The organism is Streptomyces sp. NPDC088194, assembly GCF_040702025.1.
Taxonomy (GTDB): domain Bacteria; phylum Actinomycetota; class Actinomycetes; order Streptomycetales; family Streptomycetaceae; genus Actinacidiphila.
The window spans coordinates 1-15898 of record NZ_JBFBIV010000092.1 but is presented as its reverse complement, the minus strand read 5'-3'; the positions used below and the strand labels follow the sequence as shown (position 1 = coordinate 15898).

The window sequence follows — 15898 nt, the reverse complement described above, 5'->3', positions numbered from 1 at the left end:
ATGCAGCGACCTTTCAGGAAGGGACGGGCGCGTCGCGCCGTCGCCCCACTCGCGGCGACCGCTCTCGCCGTCGCGGGACTCGCCGTGATCCAGGCGCCGGCCGCGCACGCGGCGGGAAGCGTGGTCAAGGTGACCGGCTCGCAGGGTAATTGGCAGCTCACCGTGGATGGCGCCCCTTACGAGGTGAAGGGACTCACCTGGGGGCCGGCGGCGACCGACGCGGCACAGGACATGCCGGACCTGGCCAAGATGGGCGTCAACACGGTCCGCACCTGGGGCACCGACGCGACCAGCGCGCCGCTGTTCGACGCCGCGGCGGCCAACGGCATCAAGGTGATCGCCGGGTTCTGGCTCCAGCCCGGCGGCGGCCCCGGCGCCGGCGGCTGCGTCAACTACCTGACCGACGACACCTACAAGAACGACATGCTCACCGAGTTCCCCAAGTGGGTGGAGACCTACAAGGACAACCCGGGCGTGCTGATGTGGGACGTCGGCAACGAGTCGGTGCTCGGGCTCCAGAACTGCTACAGCGGCGACGCGTTGGAGCAGCAGCGCGACGCGTACGTCACCTTCGTCAACCAGATCGCGCAGAAGATCCACTCCGTCGACCCGAACCACCCGGTGACCTCCACCGACGCGTGGACCGGCGCCTGGCCGTACTACAAGCGGGACGCGCCGGACCTCGACCTGTACGCGGTCAACTCCTACAAGGACGTCTGCAACGTCAAGTCCGACTGGGAGGCGGGCGGTTACGACAAGCCGTACATCGTCACCGAAGGCGGCCCGGCCGGGTCGTGGGAGGTGCCCAACGACGCCAACGGCGTGCCCGACGAGCCGACCGACCAGCAGAAGGCCGACGGCTACACCAGCGCCTGGAACTGCATCACCAGCCACCAGGGCGTCGCCCTCGGCGCCACCCTCTTCCACTACGGCAACGAGGATGACTTCGGCGGCATCTGGTTCAACCTGGTGCCCGACGGCCTCAAGCGCCCCTCGTACTACGCCGTGAAGCGGGCGTACGGCGGTGACACCTCGGGCGACAACCAGCCCCCGCTGGTCTCCGACATGACGGTCAGCGGCGCCACCGACGGTGTGCCCACCGGCGGGAACGTGACCATCACCACCCACACCACGGACCCCGAGAACGACCCGATCAGCTACCAGGTGCTCTACAGCAGCATCTACGTCGACAACAACGGCGCGCTCACCCCGGCCGACTCCACCGTCAACGGCGACACGATCACCACGAAGGCCCCCGACAAGCCGGGCGTCTGGAAGGTGTACGTCAAGGCCACCGACAACCACGGCAACGTGAGCTACGGCTCCAAGTCGCTGAAGGTGGTGCCCCCGAAGGTGGACGGCACCAACGTGGCGCTCAACAAGCCCGCCACCGCGTCCTCGTACCAGACCGACCCGACCGGCGGCTGCCCGTGCACCGCGGGCGACGCGGTGGACGGCAACAACGGCACCCGCTGGTCGAGCGACTGGAGCGACCCGCAGTGGCTCCAGGTCGACCTCGGCCAGAGCACCACGTTCAAGCACGTGCAGCTCTACTGGGAGGCGGCGTACGGCAAGGCGTACGACATCCAGACGTCGGAGGACGGCACCAACTGGACGACGGTGAAGTCCGTCACCGACGGGGACGGCAACGTCGATGACATCGACGTGAACGGCACCGGCCGGTACGTCCGGGTCCAGGGCACGCAGCGGGGCACCGGATACGGCTACTCGCTCTACGAGTTCGGGATCTACACGTGAGCCGGGCCCGGTCCGCGGCCGCTCGTGAACCGAGCGCGGCCTCGGCCTCGGCCTCGGTGCCGGGGCCGGTCGCCCGGCTCGACGAGGCTCGGCCGTACGCGCTCAGTCTGTTCCGTGCCGTGGTCGGACTGCTCTTCCTCTGCCACGGTGTCGCGTCGCTGTTCGGGACGCTCGGCGACCACCGGATCGCCGCGGACAGCTGGCCGGGCGGCTACGCGGCCGTCATCCAACTCGTCGGTGGGGCACTGGTCCTGACCGGCCTGGCGACCCGCGTGGCGGCCCTGGTCGGCTCCGGCTCCATGGCCTTCGCCTACTTCGACATCCACCAGCACCACGCACTGCTGCCGATCCAGAACGGCGGCGAACCGGCGGTCCTGTTCTGCTGGACCCTTCTGCTCATCGTGTTCGCCGGCCCCGGCCCCCTGTCCCTCGACCACTACCTCGCCCCCGCCCTCCCCGGAGGCGCACCGGCAACCACCAAGCGGCGGGCCCAGATCGGCGCCCGCGCCTGACCGGTGGTCCGGCCCGACCGACGGCCCCGCAGGCACCCGGCCTGCGGGGCTGTTGGCCGGACCGCGGGCTGCGGGCGGAGCGGCTGATCTAGAGTGCTTCGGTCAGTACCCGTCACCCGGTGATCTGCGAAGGACCAACGGACAATGCCGACAGAGACGTTCGAGTTCCAGGTGGAAGCGCGCCAGCTTCTCCAGTTGATGATCCACTCGATCTACTCCAACAAGGACGTGTTCCTGCGGGAACTCGTCTCCAACGCCTCCGACGCGCTCGACAAGCTGCGGCTCGAAGCCCTCCGCGACGACTCCCTCGGCGTGGACGTCTCCGACCTGCACATCGCCCTCGAAGCCGACCCGGAGGCCCGCACGCTGACCGTGCGGGACAACGGCATCGGGATGTCGCGCGACGAGGTGGTCCAACTCATCGGCACCATCGCGAACTCGGGGACCGCGAAGTTCCTGCGGGAGCTGAAGGACGCCCAGGACACCGCGGCGACGGAGGGCCTGATCGGCCAGTTCGGCGTCGGCTTCTACGCCAGCTTCATGGTGGCCGACGAGGTGACGCTGCTGACCCGGCGGGCGGGCGAGAGCCAGGGCACCCGCTGGACGTCGAACGGCGAGGGCACGTACACCGTGGAGAGCGTCGACGACGCTCCGCAGGGCACCTCGATCCTGCTGCGGCTCAAGCCGGAGGACTCCGAGGACCAGCTGCACGACTACACCTCGACGTGGAAGATCCGCGAAATCGTCAAGCGGTACTCGGACTTCATCACCTGGCCGATCAGGATGGCCGCGCCGCAGGTGCCGCCGGTGCCGTCCGCGGCTGAGACGGATGCCGAGAGTGGCGGCGCGGAGGCCGGCGCGGAGGCCGGCGCGGAAGGCGACGTCGCGGAGGCGGCCGAGCCCGAGGTGCTCAACTCGATGAAGGCGCTGTGGGCCCGGTCGCGCGACGAGGTCACCGACGACGAGTACCACGAGCTGTACAAGCACATCAGCCACGACTGGACCGACCCGCTGGAGGTCATCCGCCTCCAGGCGGAGGGCACTTTCGAGTACCAGGCGCTGCTGTTCATTCCCGCGCACGCCCCGCAGGACCTCTTCATGCAGGGCTACCAGCGCGGTGTGCAGCTCTACGTGAAGCGCGTGTTCATCATGGACGACTGCGAAGAGCTGATGCCGCCGTATCTGCGGTTCGTCAAGGGCGTCGTGGACGCGCAGGACCTGTCGCTCAACGTGTCGCGCGAGATCCTCCAGCAGGACCGCCAGATCCAGTTGATCCACCGCCGCCTGGCCAAGAAGGTGCTGTCGACGGTGAAGGACATGATGTCCTCCTCGCCGGAGCGGTATGCCACCTTCTGGCGGGAGTTCGGGCGCGTGCTGAAGGAGGGGCTGCTCGGTGACGTCGAGAACCGCGACGCGATCCTCGGCGCGTCCTCCTTCGCCACGACCCACGACAAGGACCAACTGACCACCCTGGCGCAGTACGTGGAGCGCATGAAGGACGGCCAGGAGCACATCTTCTACGTGACCGGCGAGTCCCGGCAGGCCGTCGAGAACTCGCCCCACATGGAAGCCTTCCAGGCCAAGGGGATCGAGGTGCTGCTGCTCACCGACCCCGTCGACGAGGTGTGGGTGGACTCCGTGCCCGAGTTCGACGGGCGGCAGTTCCGCTCGGTCGCCAAGGGCGAGGTCGACCTCGGCACCGACGAGGAGAAGGCGGAGGCCGGCACCGAACGCGAGAAGCAGCAGGAGGAGTTCGCCGGCCTGCTCACCTGGATGACGGCGCGACTGGCCGACGAGGTCAAGGAAGTACGGCTCTCCTCCCGCCTCACCGTCTCGCCCGCCTGCATCGTCTCCGACACCAACGACGTGACACCGGCCCTGGAGAACATCTACCGGGCCATGGGCCAGGAGCTGCCCCGCGTCAAGCGCATCCTCGAACTCAACGCGAAGCACCCCCTGGTCGTCGGCCTCAACCGGGCGCACGGTGAGCGCCAGGACGACCCCGCACTCCAGGAGACGGCCGAACTCGTCCACTCCATGGCGCTGCTGGCCGAGGGCGGCGAACTCGCCGACCCCGCGCGCTTCGTGAAGCTGATGGCCGAGCGCCTCGAGCGCAGCCTGTAGAACCGGCCGCCCAGGGCGCCGCTCACCGTCGGGTCAGACGTCCCAGGCGGCGCCCAGGGCCAGCAGGCGTTCGCGGTATTCGATGGCGTCCACCCACGGTGCCGGCCAGGCACCGGCGCCGTGGTGGGCGCCGGCGAACGCCCCGGCCAGGGCCGCGATCGAGTCGGAGTCGCCGGAGGAGTACGCGGCCCGCCGGACCGCCGCGGGCGGGTCGTCGGGGAAGAGCAGGAAGCAGTACAGCGCGGTGGCGAGCGCCTCCTCGGCGATCCACCCGGCGCCGGTGGCCGCGCACGGGTCGGTCTCGGGATCGGGGGAGCGCAGCGCACGCTCGACGCGGTCCAGTACGGCCAGGCACTCGTCCCAGCCGCGGGCCGCGAAGGACACGGGGTCGGCGTCGTGCGCGCGGTCGGCGAGGTCGCCGAGCCAGTCGGCGGGGTAGTGGCCGCGGCTGTCATGGGCGTACGCGCGCAGCTCGGAGAGCAGTTCGGCGGTCCGGGTGCCCTCGGCGAGCAGCTGGACGGCGTGCGCGGTCAGGTCGCTCGCGGCCAGCGCGGTCGGATGGCCGTGGGTGAGCGCGGACTGCAACTGGGAAGCGCCGGAGCGCTGTTGGCGGTCCAGCCCTGGGATCAGGCCGAGCGGTGCGACCCGCATGTTCGCCCCGCACCCCTTGGAGCCGATCTCGCTGGCGGCCTGCCAGGTGCCGCCCCGGCTCAGCGCCTCGCAGGCGCGCAGGCAAGTCGTCCCCGGCGCGCGGTTGTTCTCCGGCGAGAAGCACCACTCGACGAAGCGCGCCCGAACCGGCGGCTCCAACCCGGCTGCCGTCAGCGGCCCTTCGGACAGTGCTTCGATCAGCCCCTCGCCGAGGGCGAGCGTCATCTGCGTGTCGTCGGTGACGTAGGCCCGACCCGAGGAGAGCGGCAGCGGCATCGTGCGCCAAGGGCCGCACTTCGCTTCGATCTGCGCCATCGTGTTGAACTCCGTCGGAAAGCCCATGGCGTCTCCGACCGCCAGACCTGTCAACGTTCCTGTCGCCGCCTGTTTCACGCGGCCCCCTCCCGTACTGTGCCTGCTCTCAGGTGTACCGCATGCGAGGTGCTGCGGGGCTGGTGAGGGGTGCGAGGTCGAGGTCCGAGGGGTCGGGGCGGCCACGCGGGGCGTACGGGCGGCGAGTGCGGGCGGCGCGTACGGGCCTCGGGGTGGCCCGGAAGCACGGCCGGTACCGGGTAAGGGGGTACGGGTACGGGTATGGGTACGGGCTGCGGGGCTGCTGCGGGCGCGGGCTGTACGGCGCTCGCGGGATGCCGCTGCGGCAGGGATGTCCGTGCTGGTGGATAGCCTGGACGTGCGGGGATGGGGACGGCGGTGTGCCGGCCGTGGCTGGGGGCGTCGGGCGGCGATCTGGTAGGCGAGGGGACGGGCGGGCTTCGAGGGTGGTGCGAGTGTCAGGGCGTTGGGCGGTGGGCGTGGATGCGGGCGCCCCCGCGGGGCCGGCCGGTGCCGAGGAGGTGGCCGAGCCGGTCGCGGTGGAGCGTGCGCGGCTGTTCGGGGCGCTGCCGGAACTGGCCGTAGGGGAGGCGATGTTCCTTCCCGCCGATCCGCCCCGGCGGGGGCGCGTGGCCTTCTGGACGCCAGCCGGTCGGCCGCCGGATCTGGGCGTCGAGCCGGAGTGGCACACGCTGGTCCGACCGGCGGGGGAGCCCGGGAGCGCGGAGCCGGCGGTGCGGGCGGGAGTCGTGAGCGTGACGGTGGCCGACGCCGTACCGCTGCTGACCCGCTGCCGGGCGCTGGGCGCGAGCGGGCGGGCGTCGGCGGGCATGGCGTTCTGGGGGGCCGCGGCCACGCTGGGACTGAGCCTGCTGGCGCGGGGGCGGTCGCGGTCGGAGCGGTCGCCGGCGGGCTTCGACGTGTGGCGGGTCGGCCCGCTGGACGGCGCGGACGAGGACCGGTTGGGTGCCCTCGCCGCCGCCATGCCGCCCGAGGCGCGCGCCGTACCGGTGTCGGGTGGCTCGCCGCTCGCGCTTCCGTCTGCCGAGGCGACGCTGCGGGCGTTCCTGGACGCCGTGGCCGACGCGCTGACGCGTACGCCGGCTGCCCGGCACGTGGCGGGCGGGTCGCCGTTCGCGGCGGCTGCGTCTGTGCGAAAGGCGTGCCCGGCGCCGGAGCGGGGCACCCCGGCCGTAGAGGTGGCGAAGGGCGCCGGGGCGGCGGCCGTTGAGGACGAGGAGGCCGACGGGGCTGCTCGCGCACGCGAGGCGGCCCTTCGGGTGTCGCTGCGGCTGGAGGTTGTCGCCGGCGGCCTCTCCGGCGAGAGTCCGAGCGGCCAAGAGCGAAGGCATACAGGCGGGTTGGGCGAGGCCGGAGCCCCGGGACGCGTCGAGGACGACGAGGGGCCCGGCGCCGGCTCCTTCCGGGCCGTCGTCCAACTACACAGCCTGGCGGACCCGTCGGTGCTCACGGACGCCGCCGACCTCTGGGCGGGGACGGCCGCGGCGCCCGAACTCTTCGGCGTGCGGGCCCGGGCGGACACCCGGCTCGCGCTGCGGCGCGCGGCGCGCGTATGGCCGCCGCTCGCTGGGCTGTCGGGGTCCACCGCTCCCACCGGACTCGACCTGTGCGACGACGATGCCCGCGACCTGCTGGGCCGTACCGCCGAGCGTCTCGCGGCAGCGGGCGTGGCGGTGCACTGGCCCGGGGACCTGGTCCGACGGCTGACGGCGACGGGCGTCCTGGAGCCGTCCGGCGACCGCCCCCGGAGCACGACCTCTTCGGCCGCGTCCTTCCTGACCTCCGACGGGCTGCTGGACTTCCGCTGGCGGGTCGCCCTCGGGGGCGAGGAACTGACCGCGGACGAGGTGGATCGGCTGGTCCGCGCGCACCGCCCGGTCGTCCGGCTGCGCGGCCAATGGGTGCTGGTGGACCGGGAGTTGGTGCGGCGCCTGCGGACCGCGGCCCGGGCCGGGGGGCCGTCGCTGACGCCGATCGAGGCGCTGGGCGCGGCGCTGACCGGCCACGTGGAGGTGGACGGGGAACGGGTCCCGGTCGCCGCGGGTGCCCTGCTGGAAGAGCTGCGCGCGCGGATCGCCGACCCCGAGGCGCGTGCCGCGCGGGAGCCGCACCGCCCGCCGAAGGCGCTCGCAGCGACCCTGCGCGGCTATCAACTGCGCGGCCTGAACTGGCTGCACCGGATGACCTCGCTCGGTCTGGGCGCGTGCCTGGCGGACGACATGGGCCTGGGCAAGACCGTGACGCTGATCGCCCTCCACCTGCGCCGTCAGGAGCGGAAGGCCACCGCGGGCCCCACCCTGGTGGTCTGTCCGGCGTCCCTGCTGGGCAACTGGGAGCGGGAGATCCGCCGGTTCGCGCCGACCGTGCCCGTACGCCGCTTCCACGGACCCGGCCGCGAACTGGCCGGCCTTGATGACGACGCTTTCGTGCTGACCACGTACGGCACGATGCGCCGCGACGCCGAACTCCTCGCCGAGCGGCCCTGGTCACTGCTGGTCGCCGACGAGGCCCAGCACGTCAAGAACCCGCACGCGCACACCGCCCGCGCGCTGCGCCGCATCCCGTCGCGCGGCCGGGTCGCGCTGACCGGCACCCCGGTCGAGAACAACCTGTCCGAGCTGTGGGCGCTGCTCGACTGGACCACGCCCGGACTGCTGGGCACCCTCGGCTCGTTCCGCGACCGCTACGCCCGGGCCGTCGAGGGCGACCACGACGCGCAGGCCGCGGCCCAACTGGCCTCGCTGGTAGGACCGTTCCTGCTCCGGCGGCGCAAGTCCGATCCCGGTATCGCTCCGGAGCTGCCGCCGAAGACCGAGACGGACCAGCCGGTGTCGCTCACGAGGGAACAGGTCGCGCTGTACGGCTCCCTGGTGCGGGAGTTGATGGCCGAGATCGAGGGCGCCGACGGCATGGCCCGGCGCGGGCTGGTGATGAAGCTCCTCACCGGTCTGAAGCAGGTGTGCAACCACCCGGCGCAGTACCTGAAGGAGCCGGACGGCGCGAAACTGCCCGGCCGGTCGGGGAAGTTGGCGCTGCTGGACGAACTCCTGGACGCCGTGCTCGCCGAGGACGGGTCGGTACTGGTCTTCACGCAGTACGTGGCCATGGCCCGGCTGATCGAGCGCCATCTCGCCCAACGCGGCGTGCCGAGCCTGCTCCTGCACGGCGGCACCCCGGTCCGACGGCGTGAGCAGATGGTGGACGCCTTCCAGTCGGGCGGCACGAAGGTCTTCCTGCTGTCCCTGAAGGCCGCCGGCACGGGTCTGAACCTCACCCGCGCCGGGCACGTCGTCCACTACGACCGCTGGTGGAACCCGGCGGTGGAGGACCAGGCCACCGACCGGGCCTACCGGATCGGGCAGACCCAGCCGGTGCAGGTCCACAAGCTGGTCGCCGGGGGCACGGTGGAGGAGCGGGTGGCCGGACTGCTGCGGCAGAAGCGTGCACTCGCCGACGCCGTACTGGGATCGGGCGAGGCGGCGTTCAGCGAGCTGAGCGACGGCGAGCTGGCCGAACTGGTGGCTCTGCGCGGTCGGCGGGCATGACCCGCCGCGCCAGGCCGACGCATCGAACGGGTGCGGGTTGCGAGGTGAGTTGACTCATCCTCCGGTGGGGAGCGTGAGCGACACGAAGGGCAGGCCGCTCGGCAACCCCCTCGTGAGCATGCGCCAGTTGACGTACAGGTTCGGGCCGGGGAAGGACGACGCCTGCGGGATGGTCGCCCGGACGGCGAACCGGACCGAGCCGTGGGCGGGAACGCTGTGCACGGCACGGTTGTTGAGCAGGTACGACTTGCCGCCGTTGTTCAGTCCCTCGCGCCCCTGCGTGCCCGTGCACAGGACCTCCAGGGTGAAGCCCGGGCGCCCGGCCAACGACACGGCTTTGCCGGTGGGGTTGGTGAGCGTGACGGTGAAGTCGACCGGTCGGCCGAGCCGTACGCTCCTCGGCACGTCCGTGGCGCGCGCGGTGAGCGTGCTCAGCGTGGAGGTGGCGGGGCGCGGGTCCGTGTTTCCGTCGCCGTCGGAGAGCGGTCCCGGCGAAAGGAACGAGGTGACCTGGGGGTGCAGGTCGTCGTGGACGCACCCCGGCACGGTCTGGTCCATCAGCCGCACCGCGACGTCGCCCGCGCCGGGCAGATCGGCGTCGAGGGTGTAAGTGCCGTGCTGCGTGGGGCAGTAGGGGCCGCCCCAGTCGATGCGGAAGTTCGCCTTGCCGCCCGGCGGCAGTCCGACCGCCGGGCGGGATCGTGAACCGCTGTGCGGGAGCGGGACCGTGGTACCGCCCACCGCCAGCCGCAGTTTCGGGATGCCTTGCAGCTTGCACGCGGTGTGCGAGGTGTTGGTCAGCACCGCGTAGCCGAACAACGAGGCGTCCATGATCGGGTCGTTCACCTCGCCGTTGGTGCTCTTGTGAATCCATCGGGTGAGGGCGCCGGTCAGTTGGGAGGTGTGGCAGGTCGGCCCGGTGACGGGTGCGGGGGCTGCGCTGGGCGCCCTGAAGTCGGCGTCCGTCGCCGGTTCGTCCACCCACGGCACGGTGCCGTCGGGCTCCAACGTCGCTGCCGCGGACACCCGCGGGGCCGTCGTCGGCGGCGTCCCCGTGCTTCCGGTGCCGTCGTCCCCGCTCTGGTTCCCGCAGCTCGTGACGGCGACGGCCAGCGCGGCCATCCCCACCGCGAGCGTCCCCACCTGACGTGCCTTGCGCATGACTTTCCCCCCGGGTGGTCCGCGTGCCCCCGTCGGCCGGCGGGTCGCCGTCCCCAGGACGTCCTCAGGAGTCCCCTGGACGTTCCTGGGACGTCCTCGGGCGCGCGACCGACGCCCGGAAGTGTAGGGCAGGGCGGCAGGGGGCAGGGCGGCGACCGGCCGCTGTCGGTCAGCGGGGACCGGGACGCTGTCGGTCAGCGGCGGCCGGGGCGCGACGCCCGGAGGTCGGCTCGGTTCACGAGGGGCGGCCGCCGAACTGCCAGTCATGGACCTCGACGTCGGCGTACCGGCCGGCGGTGAGGACGGTGCGTGCCGTCGCCGGGTCCGGCGCCCGCAGCAGCGCGGCGGTGCCCAGCCAACCGGCGCCGTCGTCGGACAACAGCGGCCCGTAGGCGATCAGTTCGTGCCGGTCGGTCGGCGCGGTGAGGTCGGCGGCTTCGCCGGCGCCGAGGCCGATCACCAGGTAGCGGTTGCCGCCGGTGCGGCCGCCGGGGAAGTCCCACATGGTGCGCCCGAGCGTGTTGCGCCATCGGCGCAGGAGCACATCACGGTAGACGCCGGCCTGGTAGTTGGGCTCGTCGAAGGCGAACGCGCGGGCGGCGGCGACATCGGGCAGGTCGACGATGTGCACGCTGCCGGTGGGGGTGTCACCGTCGTCGGCGAGCGTCGGGCCGCGCGCGATCAGCTCCTTGGCGTACCGGTCCATGTAGGACCAGTGCGCTTCGGTCAACTCGTCGCGCAGCGTGAGGGAACCGGGCCGATCGCGGTGGTAGCAGAGGAACTCCATGCCCCCAGGGTCCCTTCCGCCGGCCGTCCTGGTCGAGCGGATTGTCGTTCCGCGGCGCCGAGCCCGTGCCGGGGCGGTTTCGCCGTGCCGCGGCGTCGCCACGCCCGGCCCCGGTCGTCCGGTAGGCGCCGCAATTCGTCCCGCGGGATTTCTGGAGGCGCCGATTCACTCGATCGAGTGGGGTTGCTCCCGCCTATGCACGGGGAAAATTCATGGTGTGGCGGAATATCCGAACCGAAGGGGTGGAGGAGCGTTATGGGGGCCCTGCTGGACCAGAAGTACGAACGGCTTTTCTCGCTGTTGGACGTCAATGGCGACGGCGTGATCGCGGAGGACGACTTCGTGTTGATGGCCGAGCGCGTGCGGGCCTCGTTCGGTGAGGAGCGCGCCGCGGCGAAGGGCCAGAGGTATTCCGACGAGATGCTGAACTACTGGCATGCGCTGCGCGCGACGGCCGACACCGACGGGGACGGCCGGATCGACAAGTCCGAGTTCCGCCAGGCCGTGCGACACGTGAGCGACAACTTCGACACGCTGATAGGCCCGCTCTACGAAGCCGGCTTCCACTTCGCCGACCGCGACGGCGACGGGCTGGTCAGCAGGGACGAGTTCGCGGCGGTCGTGGCGGCCATCGGCGTCCCCGAGGGCGACGCGGGCGCGACCTTCGAGCGTCTGGCCGGCGGAGCCGACGGCACGCTGACGCTGGCGCAGTTGATGACCGCGGCCACCCAGTACTACTGCGACGAGGACCCGGCCAACAGCGCGAGTCATCAGCTCTTCGGCCCCCTGTGAACCCCGCCCGCACGGCGGCCGCGTGGCTGCCCGAGGGGCGCACCGGCGGCGGCACCTCGGAGCGTACGGCCGACGGCGCCACCGACCCCGGAGGCGCGGTGCACGCGGAGTTGCTGACCGAGGTGCTCTTCGACGGGCGTTTCGACGACCTGCACCGGAAATGGACGGGGGTTCTCTCCCGGCGCTTATTCCGATACCAGGACGGCTTGTCGATTCCTGAGCGTGCCGAACTCGCATATACGCGGCTACGGGCCGTCAACGACGAAGTCGATTCGGTCGAGGAACTCGTCACGGCGACGGACCGATTGGTCGCGCTGCACGAATGGCTGGGAATGGTCGACGGCACCCTGACCACCCTGGCGACCGTCCACTACAACCTCTTCCTGGGCAGCCTCCTGCGTCTCGACCGCGAGCACGCGATCGACCCGACGCCGTTCACCCGCCTCCGGGAGTACGGCACCGTTCTCATCACCGAACTCGGCTACGGCAACAACGCCGCCGAGTTGGAGACGACCGCGACCCACCGGCCGGAGACGGACGACTTCGTGCTGCACACCCCCACCGCGGGCGCGCAGAAGTTCATGCCCAACACCGGCTCCGCGGGCGGACGCAAGAGCGGTCTGGTGGCGGCCAGGTTGATCGTCCGCGGCCAGGACTGCGGCGTGTTCCTCTTCCTCGTGCCACTGCGCGACGAGCGGGGGCCGCTTTCCGGCATCCGGGTGCGCCCGCTCTCGGAGATACCGGGATCGGCCGTCGACCACGCCATCACGTCGTTCGACCGGGTGGTCGTGCCCCGGACCGCGCTGCTGGCCGGTGACCACGCCGAGTTGACCGCCGACGGGAGCTTCCACAGTGCGGTCGGCAGCCGGCGGCGCCGGTTCCTGCGGTCCATCCAGCGCGTGACCACCGGCAAGCTCTGCCTGAGCGCGGCGGCACTGGGCGGCGCCCGGGCAGCGCTCACGGTCGCCGTGCGGTACGGGCATCGCCGGCACACGTTCGCGCCCGCCAGCAGGACCGGCGTTCCCGTCTTCGCCTACCGCTGCCACCAGACCAGGCTGCTCGGGGCGGTGGCGCGTGCGTACGCGGCGACGTTCCTGCTGCGCGAGGCCGTTCACGCCTGCGGACGCGGGGACGACCGCGTGGTGGCCGGGTCCGGGGCGGCCGGGCGCGGGACCCGGGTCGAGGCCGCCGTCGTCGATGTCGCCGAGGCCGCCGATGCGGAGGTCCTCGTCGCGGCGGCGAAGGGCTGGATCACCTGGCAGTCCAGGGACATCGTGACCGAGTGCCGGGAACGCTGCGGTGCCCAGGGCCTGCTGTCGGCCAACCGTGTCGTCGACCTGTTCGCGCCGATCGAGAGCACCATCACCGCCGAAGGGGACAACCTCGTCATCTGGACCAAGGCCGCCGCGGACATGCTCACCGGGCGCGGCTACCGTCCGCCGCCGCCCGACCGCGCCGCGTCCGCCGGCCCGCCGACCGACTCCCATCACCTCCTCGACCTGCTCGTACGGCACGAGTCGCAGTGCCTCCAGCACGCCCGCAGCCGGCTCGGCCTGCCCAGCGCCGACCCGTTGGACCGCTGGAACCACACGGTGAACCCGGCGCTGGAACTCGTCGACGCGTATGCCACCCGACGCGCCGCCGAGGCGTACCTGGCCGCGGTCGGCCGGGTCGGCGACGCCACCACGCGCGGGGTGCTCGACCAGCTCTTCCGGCTGTTCGCGCTCCAGCGCCTCGCCCCGCACGCCGGCACGCTCCTCGCGGACGGCCACCTCACCGCCGAAGCCGTCCGCGAACTGCGCCCCGCCGTCGACCGGATCAGCGCCGACCTGGCACCGCACGCGCTCGCGCTCGTGGAGGCGTTCGCGGTCCCGGACGGAATCCTCCAGGCGCCGATCGCGACGGAGGGCTACGCCGCCGCGTACGACGACCCGGCAGGGCCGTGGCAGGCGGTGGTCGTGGGCTGAGGCAAGCGGGAGCCCGGGCGAACCGGACGTGAACCAGGCGTGCGCCGGGTGGATGCGGGGCCGGGCCTGCCCGCGCCTTCCGTTGCCGGGTGGCCCGCGCTCGCGGCCCGCGGTCCGCGGTCTGCCGGCCGACGGCTGCCGGCGACGGTCCGCTGATTGCGGTCGGCGGACCGCCGTGCGTTCGCCGCCGCGGGGATGCCCGTTGCCGGTGGGCCGAACGACGTACACCCGTGAGCCGATTGAGGAGCGTTCGCGCGCCATGAGCAACGCGTTCAGCCGTGAGCCGCGGTGGGACCCGCGGCGGTTTCCGCCCGCGCCGAGGGCGCCTCGCGCCGTGCAGACGGGCCGTATGCTCCTCGACCCCTTGGGATACGGACTCGCCCTGCGCCGGGAGCTGGGTCCGGTCTTCTCGGTCCGCACCTTCCCGTACCGCGCGGGCCTGGTGTGCGCGGCCGACGCCGAGGTCAACCGGGCGGTACTGACCGACCACGAACGGTTCGTCGGCGGGGACGGCGCCGCCCTGCTGCGGCCCGCGGTCGGCGCGGGCTCACTGATCTGCACCCCGCCGCCCCGGCACCTGCGCCACCGCAAGCTCCTGCTGCCGCCCTTCCACGGCACCCGGATCACCCGGTGGGCCCAGCGGATGCGGGAGTTGGTGCACGCGGGGCTGCCGGCGCTGCTGACCGGCGACGGCGTACCCGTCCGCCCGTGGGCGCAGCGACTGGCGCTCGACGTCATCCTGCGCGTGGTGTTCGGCCTGACCGACCCGGGCCGGGCCGCGGTCTTCCGGCGGGCGCTGACCGCGTTCGTGGGCATGGACAACCTCGCCGTGCTCTTCCTGCCGAAGCCGTGGCAACGGGACCTCGGCCCGCTGTCGCCGGGCGGTCGCTTCAACCGGTTGCGCGCGACCGTAAGGGACCTGACGCGGGCGGAGATCGCGGGGCGCCGCGCCCGGTCCGACCGCGCCGCCGACGGCGGTGACAGCTCCGGCCGAGACGACGTGCTGTCCCTGCTGCTCGACGCCCGGGACGAGCAGGGCGCGGGCCTGGACGACGAGGAGTTGCTGGACGAGCTGACCGGGCTGGTGCTGGCCGGGTACGAGACCACCGCGACCACCATCGCCTGGACCCTGCACCTGCTCGCCCACCACCCCACCGCACGCGACGCCCTCATCGCGGATCTCGACGCGGGCTCCGACCGGCTCCTCAAGGCGACCGTCAAGGAGTCGAGCCGGCTGCGCCCCGCCGTCTTCTACGCCATCCGCACCGCCGCCCACGACACCGAACTCGCCGGCCGCCCGGTGCCGCGGCACGCCTTCGTCGCGGCGCTCTTCCCACCGGTCCACCTCGCCCCCCGGCTGTGGCCGAGTCCCCACGCCTTCCAGCCCCGACGCCATCTTGACGCGGACCCGCCGCCGTATGCCCTGACGCCGTTCGGCGGCGGCCTGCGTCGCTGCGTCGGAGCGCCGCTGGCCCAGCTGGAGATCGAGACGGTCCTCACAGAGATCCTCGCCCGCGCCGTCCCCGCCCCCGCGGGCCCACCGGAATCCGCGCGGCTGCTCTCCGTCACGCTCGTCCCCGCCCACGGCGCCCGCGTCCGCTTCCACCGCCGCCGCCCACCGCCCGCCACCCGGTGAGGTCGCGTGGGCGGGCGGCGCCGGTCCGGGCGTCGCCCCCTTCGCCGTTGCCGCGGCCGTAGCCGTACCCCGCGAGGGGCCCCGCGGTCGTGCCGCCAACCCGCGGCGTCCCGTTCCGGCGTTCCAGGGGCACCGTATTTCCGCTGGTCAGATGGGCTTTTGGCGTTCCAGCGTCCCCAACTGCCCGGCAGGCATGGCGGCTGGGACAGGTCACCCCACAAGCTCTGGTCATCCAAGCAACACAGCCACTCGAACGGCGAAAGAGGAACTCCCACATGTTCAGCATCCGCAACCCCCGTCTTGGCCTCGTAGGTGCCGCCGCGACCGTCGTGCTCGCCGCGCTCTCCCTGACCGCGTGCAGTGACGACGGATCGGGCAGCAGGAACGAGGGTGCTTCGACGGCTGACGTCTCGGCGACCCTGGCGCCCTCGGCGGGAGCTTCCTCGGCGGCGGGTTCCACGGCCGCGGGTTCCGCTGACGGCGTGTCCGCGCCGGCCACCACGGCGCCGTCCGGGATCAAGCCGTCGGCGGGGGCCGGTGCCACCCGGCCGGCGGCGAAGGGTGTTCCCACCAAGGTCCCGGCCGCCTCGGGGAAGCCGGTCACGTGCCAG

At 72.5% G+C, this 15898-nt stretch carries 10 protein-coding genes and 1 pseudogene; 8 read left to right on the top strand and 3 right to left on the bottom strand.

The window, feature by feature from the left end; translation table 11 throughout:
• The 3 genes from AB0399_RS33425 to htpG all read left to right on the top strand — a co-directional run bounded on the left by AB0399_RS33425 (window position 1) and on the right by htpG (window position 4394).
• Complete coding sequence (locus AB0399_RS33425; RefSeq protein ID WP_329367583.1) at window positions 1-1758, top strand: discoidin domain-containing protein; 1758 nt, start codon at window positions 1-3, stop codon at window positions 1756-1758.
• A gap of 56 nt (window positions 1759-1814) precedes the next feature.
• Complete coding sequence (locus AB0399_RS33420; protein WP_329374176.1) at window positions 1815-2270, top strand: DoxX family protein; 456 nt, start codon at window positions 1815-1817, stop codon at window positions 2268-2270.
• A gap of 144 nt (window positions 2271-2414) precedes the next feature.
• Window positions 2415-4394, top strand: a complete 1980-nt coding sequence (htpG, locus tag AB0399_RS33415) for a molecular chaperone HtpG (protein WP_366413853.1) — start codon at window positions 2415-2417, stop codon at window positions 4392-4394.
• Window positions 4395-4427: 33 nt separating this feature from the next.
• On the opposite strand, the gene AB0399_RS33410 is transcribed toward htpG, so the two are convergent.
• Complete coding sequence (locus AB0399_RS33410) at window positions 4428-5438, bottom strand: ADP-ribosylglycohydrolase family protein (protein WP_366413852.1); 1011 nt, start codon at window positions 5436-5438, stop codon at window positions 4428-4430.
• A 533-nt stretch (window positions 5439-5971) separates the two neighbouring features.
• Here AB0399_RS33410 and AB0399_RS33405 point away from each other — a divergent pair.
• Window positions 5972-8944 (top strand): DEAD/DEAH box helicase, encoded by a 2973-nt coding sequence (locus AB0399_RS33405; RefSeq protein WP_366413860.1) that lies wholly within the window; start codon window positions 5972-5974, stop codon window positions 8942-8944.
• A 54-nt stretch (window positions 8945-8998) separates the two neighbouring features.
• Here AB0399_RS33405 and AB0399_RS33400 read toward each other — a convergent pair whose 3' ends face one another.
• Window positions 8999-10105, bottom strand: coding sequence for a DUF4232 domain-containing protein (locus AB0399_RS33400; RefSeq protein WP_366413851.1), 1107 nt, complete (start codon window positions 10103-10105; stop codon window positions 8999-9001).
• Between the two features lie 235 nt (window positions 10106-10340).
• Window positions 10341-10892 (bottom strand): YciI family protein, encoded by a 552-nt coding sequence (locus tag AB0399_RS33395; protein WP_366413850.1) that lies wholly within the window; start codon window positions 10890-10892, stop codon window positions 10341-10343.
• Window positions 10893-11147: 255 nt separating this feature from the next.
• Between AB0399_RS33395 and AB0399_RS33390 the strand changes: the two genes are divergently transcribed.
• From AB0399_RS33390 to AB0399_RS33375, 4 genes and pseudogenes are all read left to right on the top strand, one after another.
• Entirely contained in the window at window positions 11148-11684 is a 537-nt protein-coding gene (locus AB0399_RS33390) for an EF-hand domain-containing protein (RefSeq protein WP_366413849.1), read from the top strand.
• Window positions 11681-13651: an acyl-CoA dehydrogenase gene (locus AB0399_RS33385; protein ID WP_366413848.1), complete on the top strand. Its 1971-nt coding sequence runs from the start codon at window positions 11681-11683 to the stop codon at window positions 13649-13651. Before AB0399_RS33390 ends, AB0399_RS33385 begins: the two co-directional genes overlap by 4 nt.
• A gap of 349 nt (window positions 13652-14000) precedes the next feature.
• The gene (locus AB0399_RS33380) at window positions 14001-15287 is read left to right on the top strand and encodes a cytochrome P450 (RefSeq protein ID WP_366413847.1); all 1287 of its coding nucleotides are present in this window, start codon (window positions 14001-14003) and stop codon (window positions 15285-15287) included.
• Between the two features lie 275 nt (window positions 15288-15562).
• Window positions 15563-15898 (top strand): annotated as a pseudogene (locus tag AB0399_RS33375) (hypothetical protein); the annotation flags it as partial.

What these genes read in the sequence shown, in the direction of transcription:
- AB0399_RS33380 (WP_366413847.1), top strand. Translation starts at nt 14,001, where the DNA reads ATGCTCCTCGACCCCTTGGGATACGGACTCGCCCTGCGCCGGGAGCTG.
- AB0399_RS33400 (WP_366413851.1), bottom strand. Translation starts at nt 10,105, where the DNA reads ATGCGCAAGGCACGTCAGGTGGGGACGCTCGCGGTGGGGATGGCCGCG.
- AB0399_RS33395 (WP_366413850.1), bottom strand. Translation starts at nt 10,892, where the DNA reads ATGGAGTTCCTCTGCTACCACCGCGATCGGCCCGGTTCCCTCACGCTG.
- AB0399_RS33405 (WP_366413860.1), top strand. Translation starts at nt 5,972, where the DNA reads ATGTTCCTTCCCGCCGATCCGCCCCGGCGGGGGCGCGTGGCCTTCTGG.
- AB0399_RS33390 (WP_366413849.1), top strand. Translation starts at nt 11,148, where the DNA reads ATGGGGGCCCTGCTGGACCAGAAGTACGAACGGCTTTTCTCGCTGTTG.
- htpG (WP_366413853.1), top strand. Translation starts at nt 2,415, where the DNA reads ATGCCGACAGAGACGTTCGAGTTCCAGGTGGAAGCGCGCCAGCTTCTC.
- AB0399_RS33425 (WP_329367583.1), top strand. Translation starts at nt 1, where the DNA reads ATGCAGCGACCTTTCAGGAAGGGACGGGCGCGTCGCGCCGTCGCCCCA.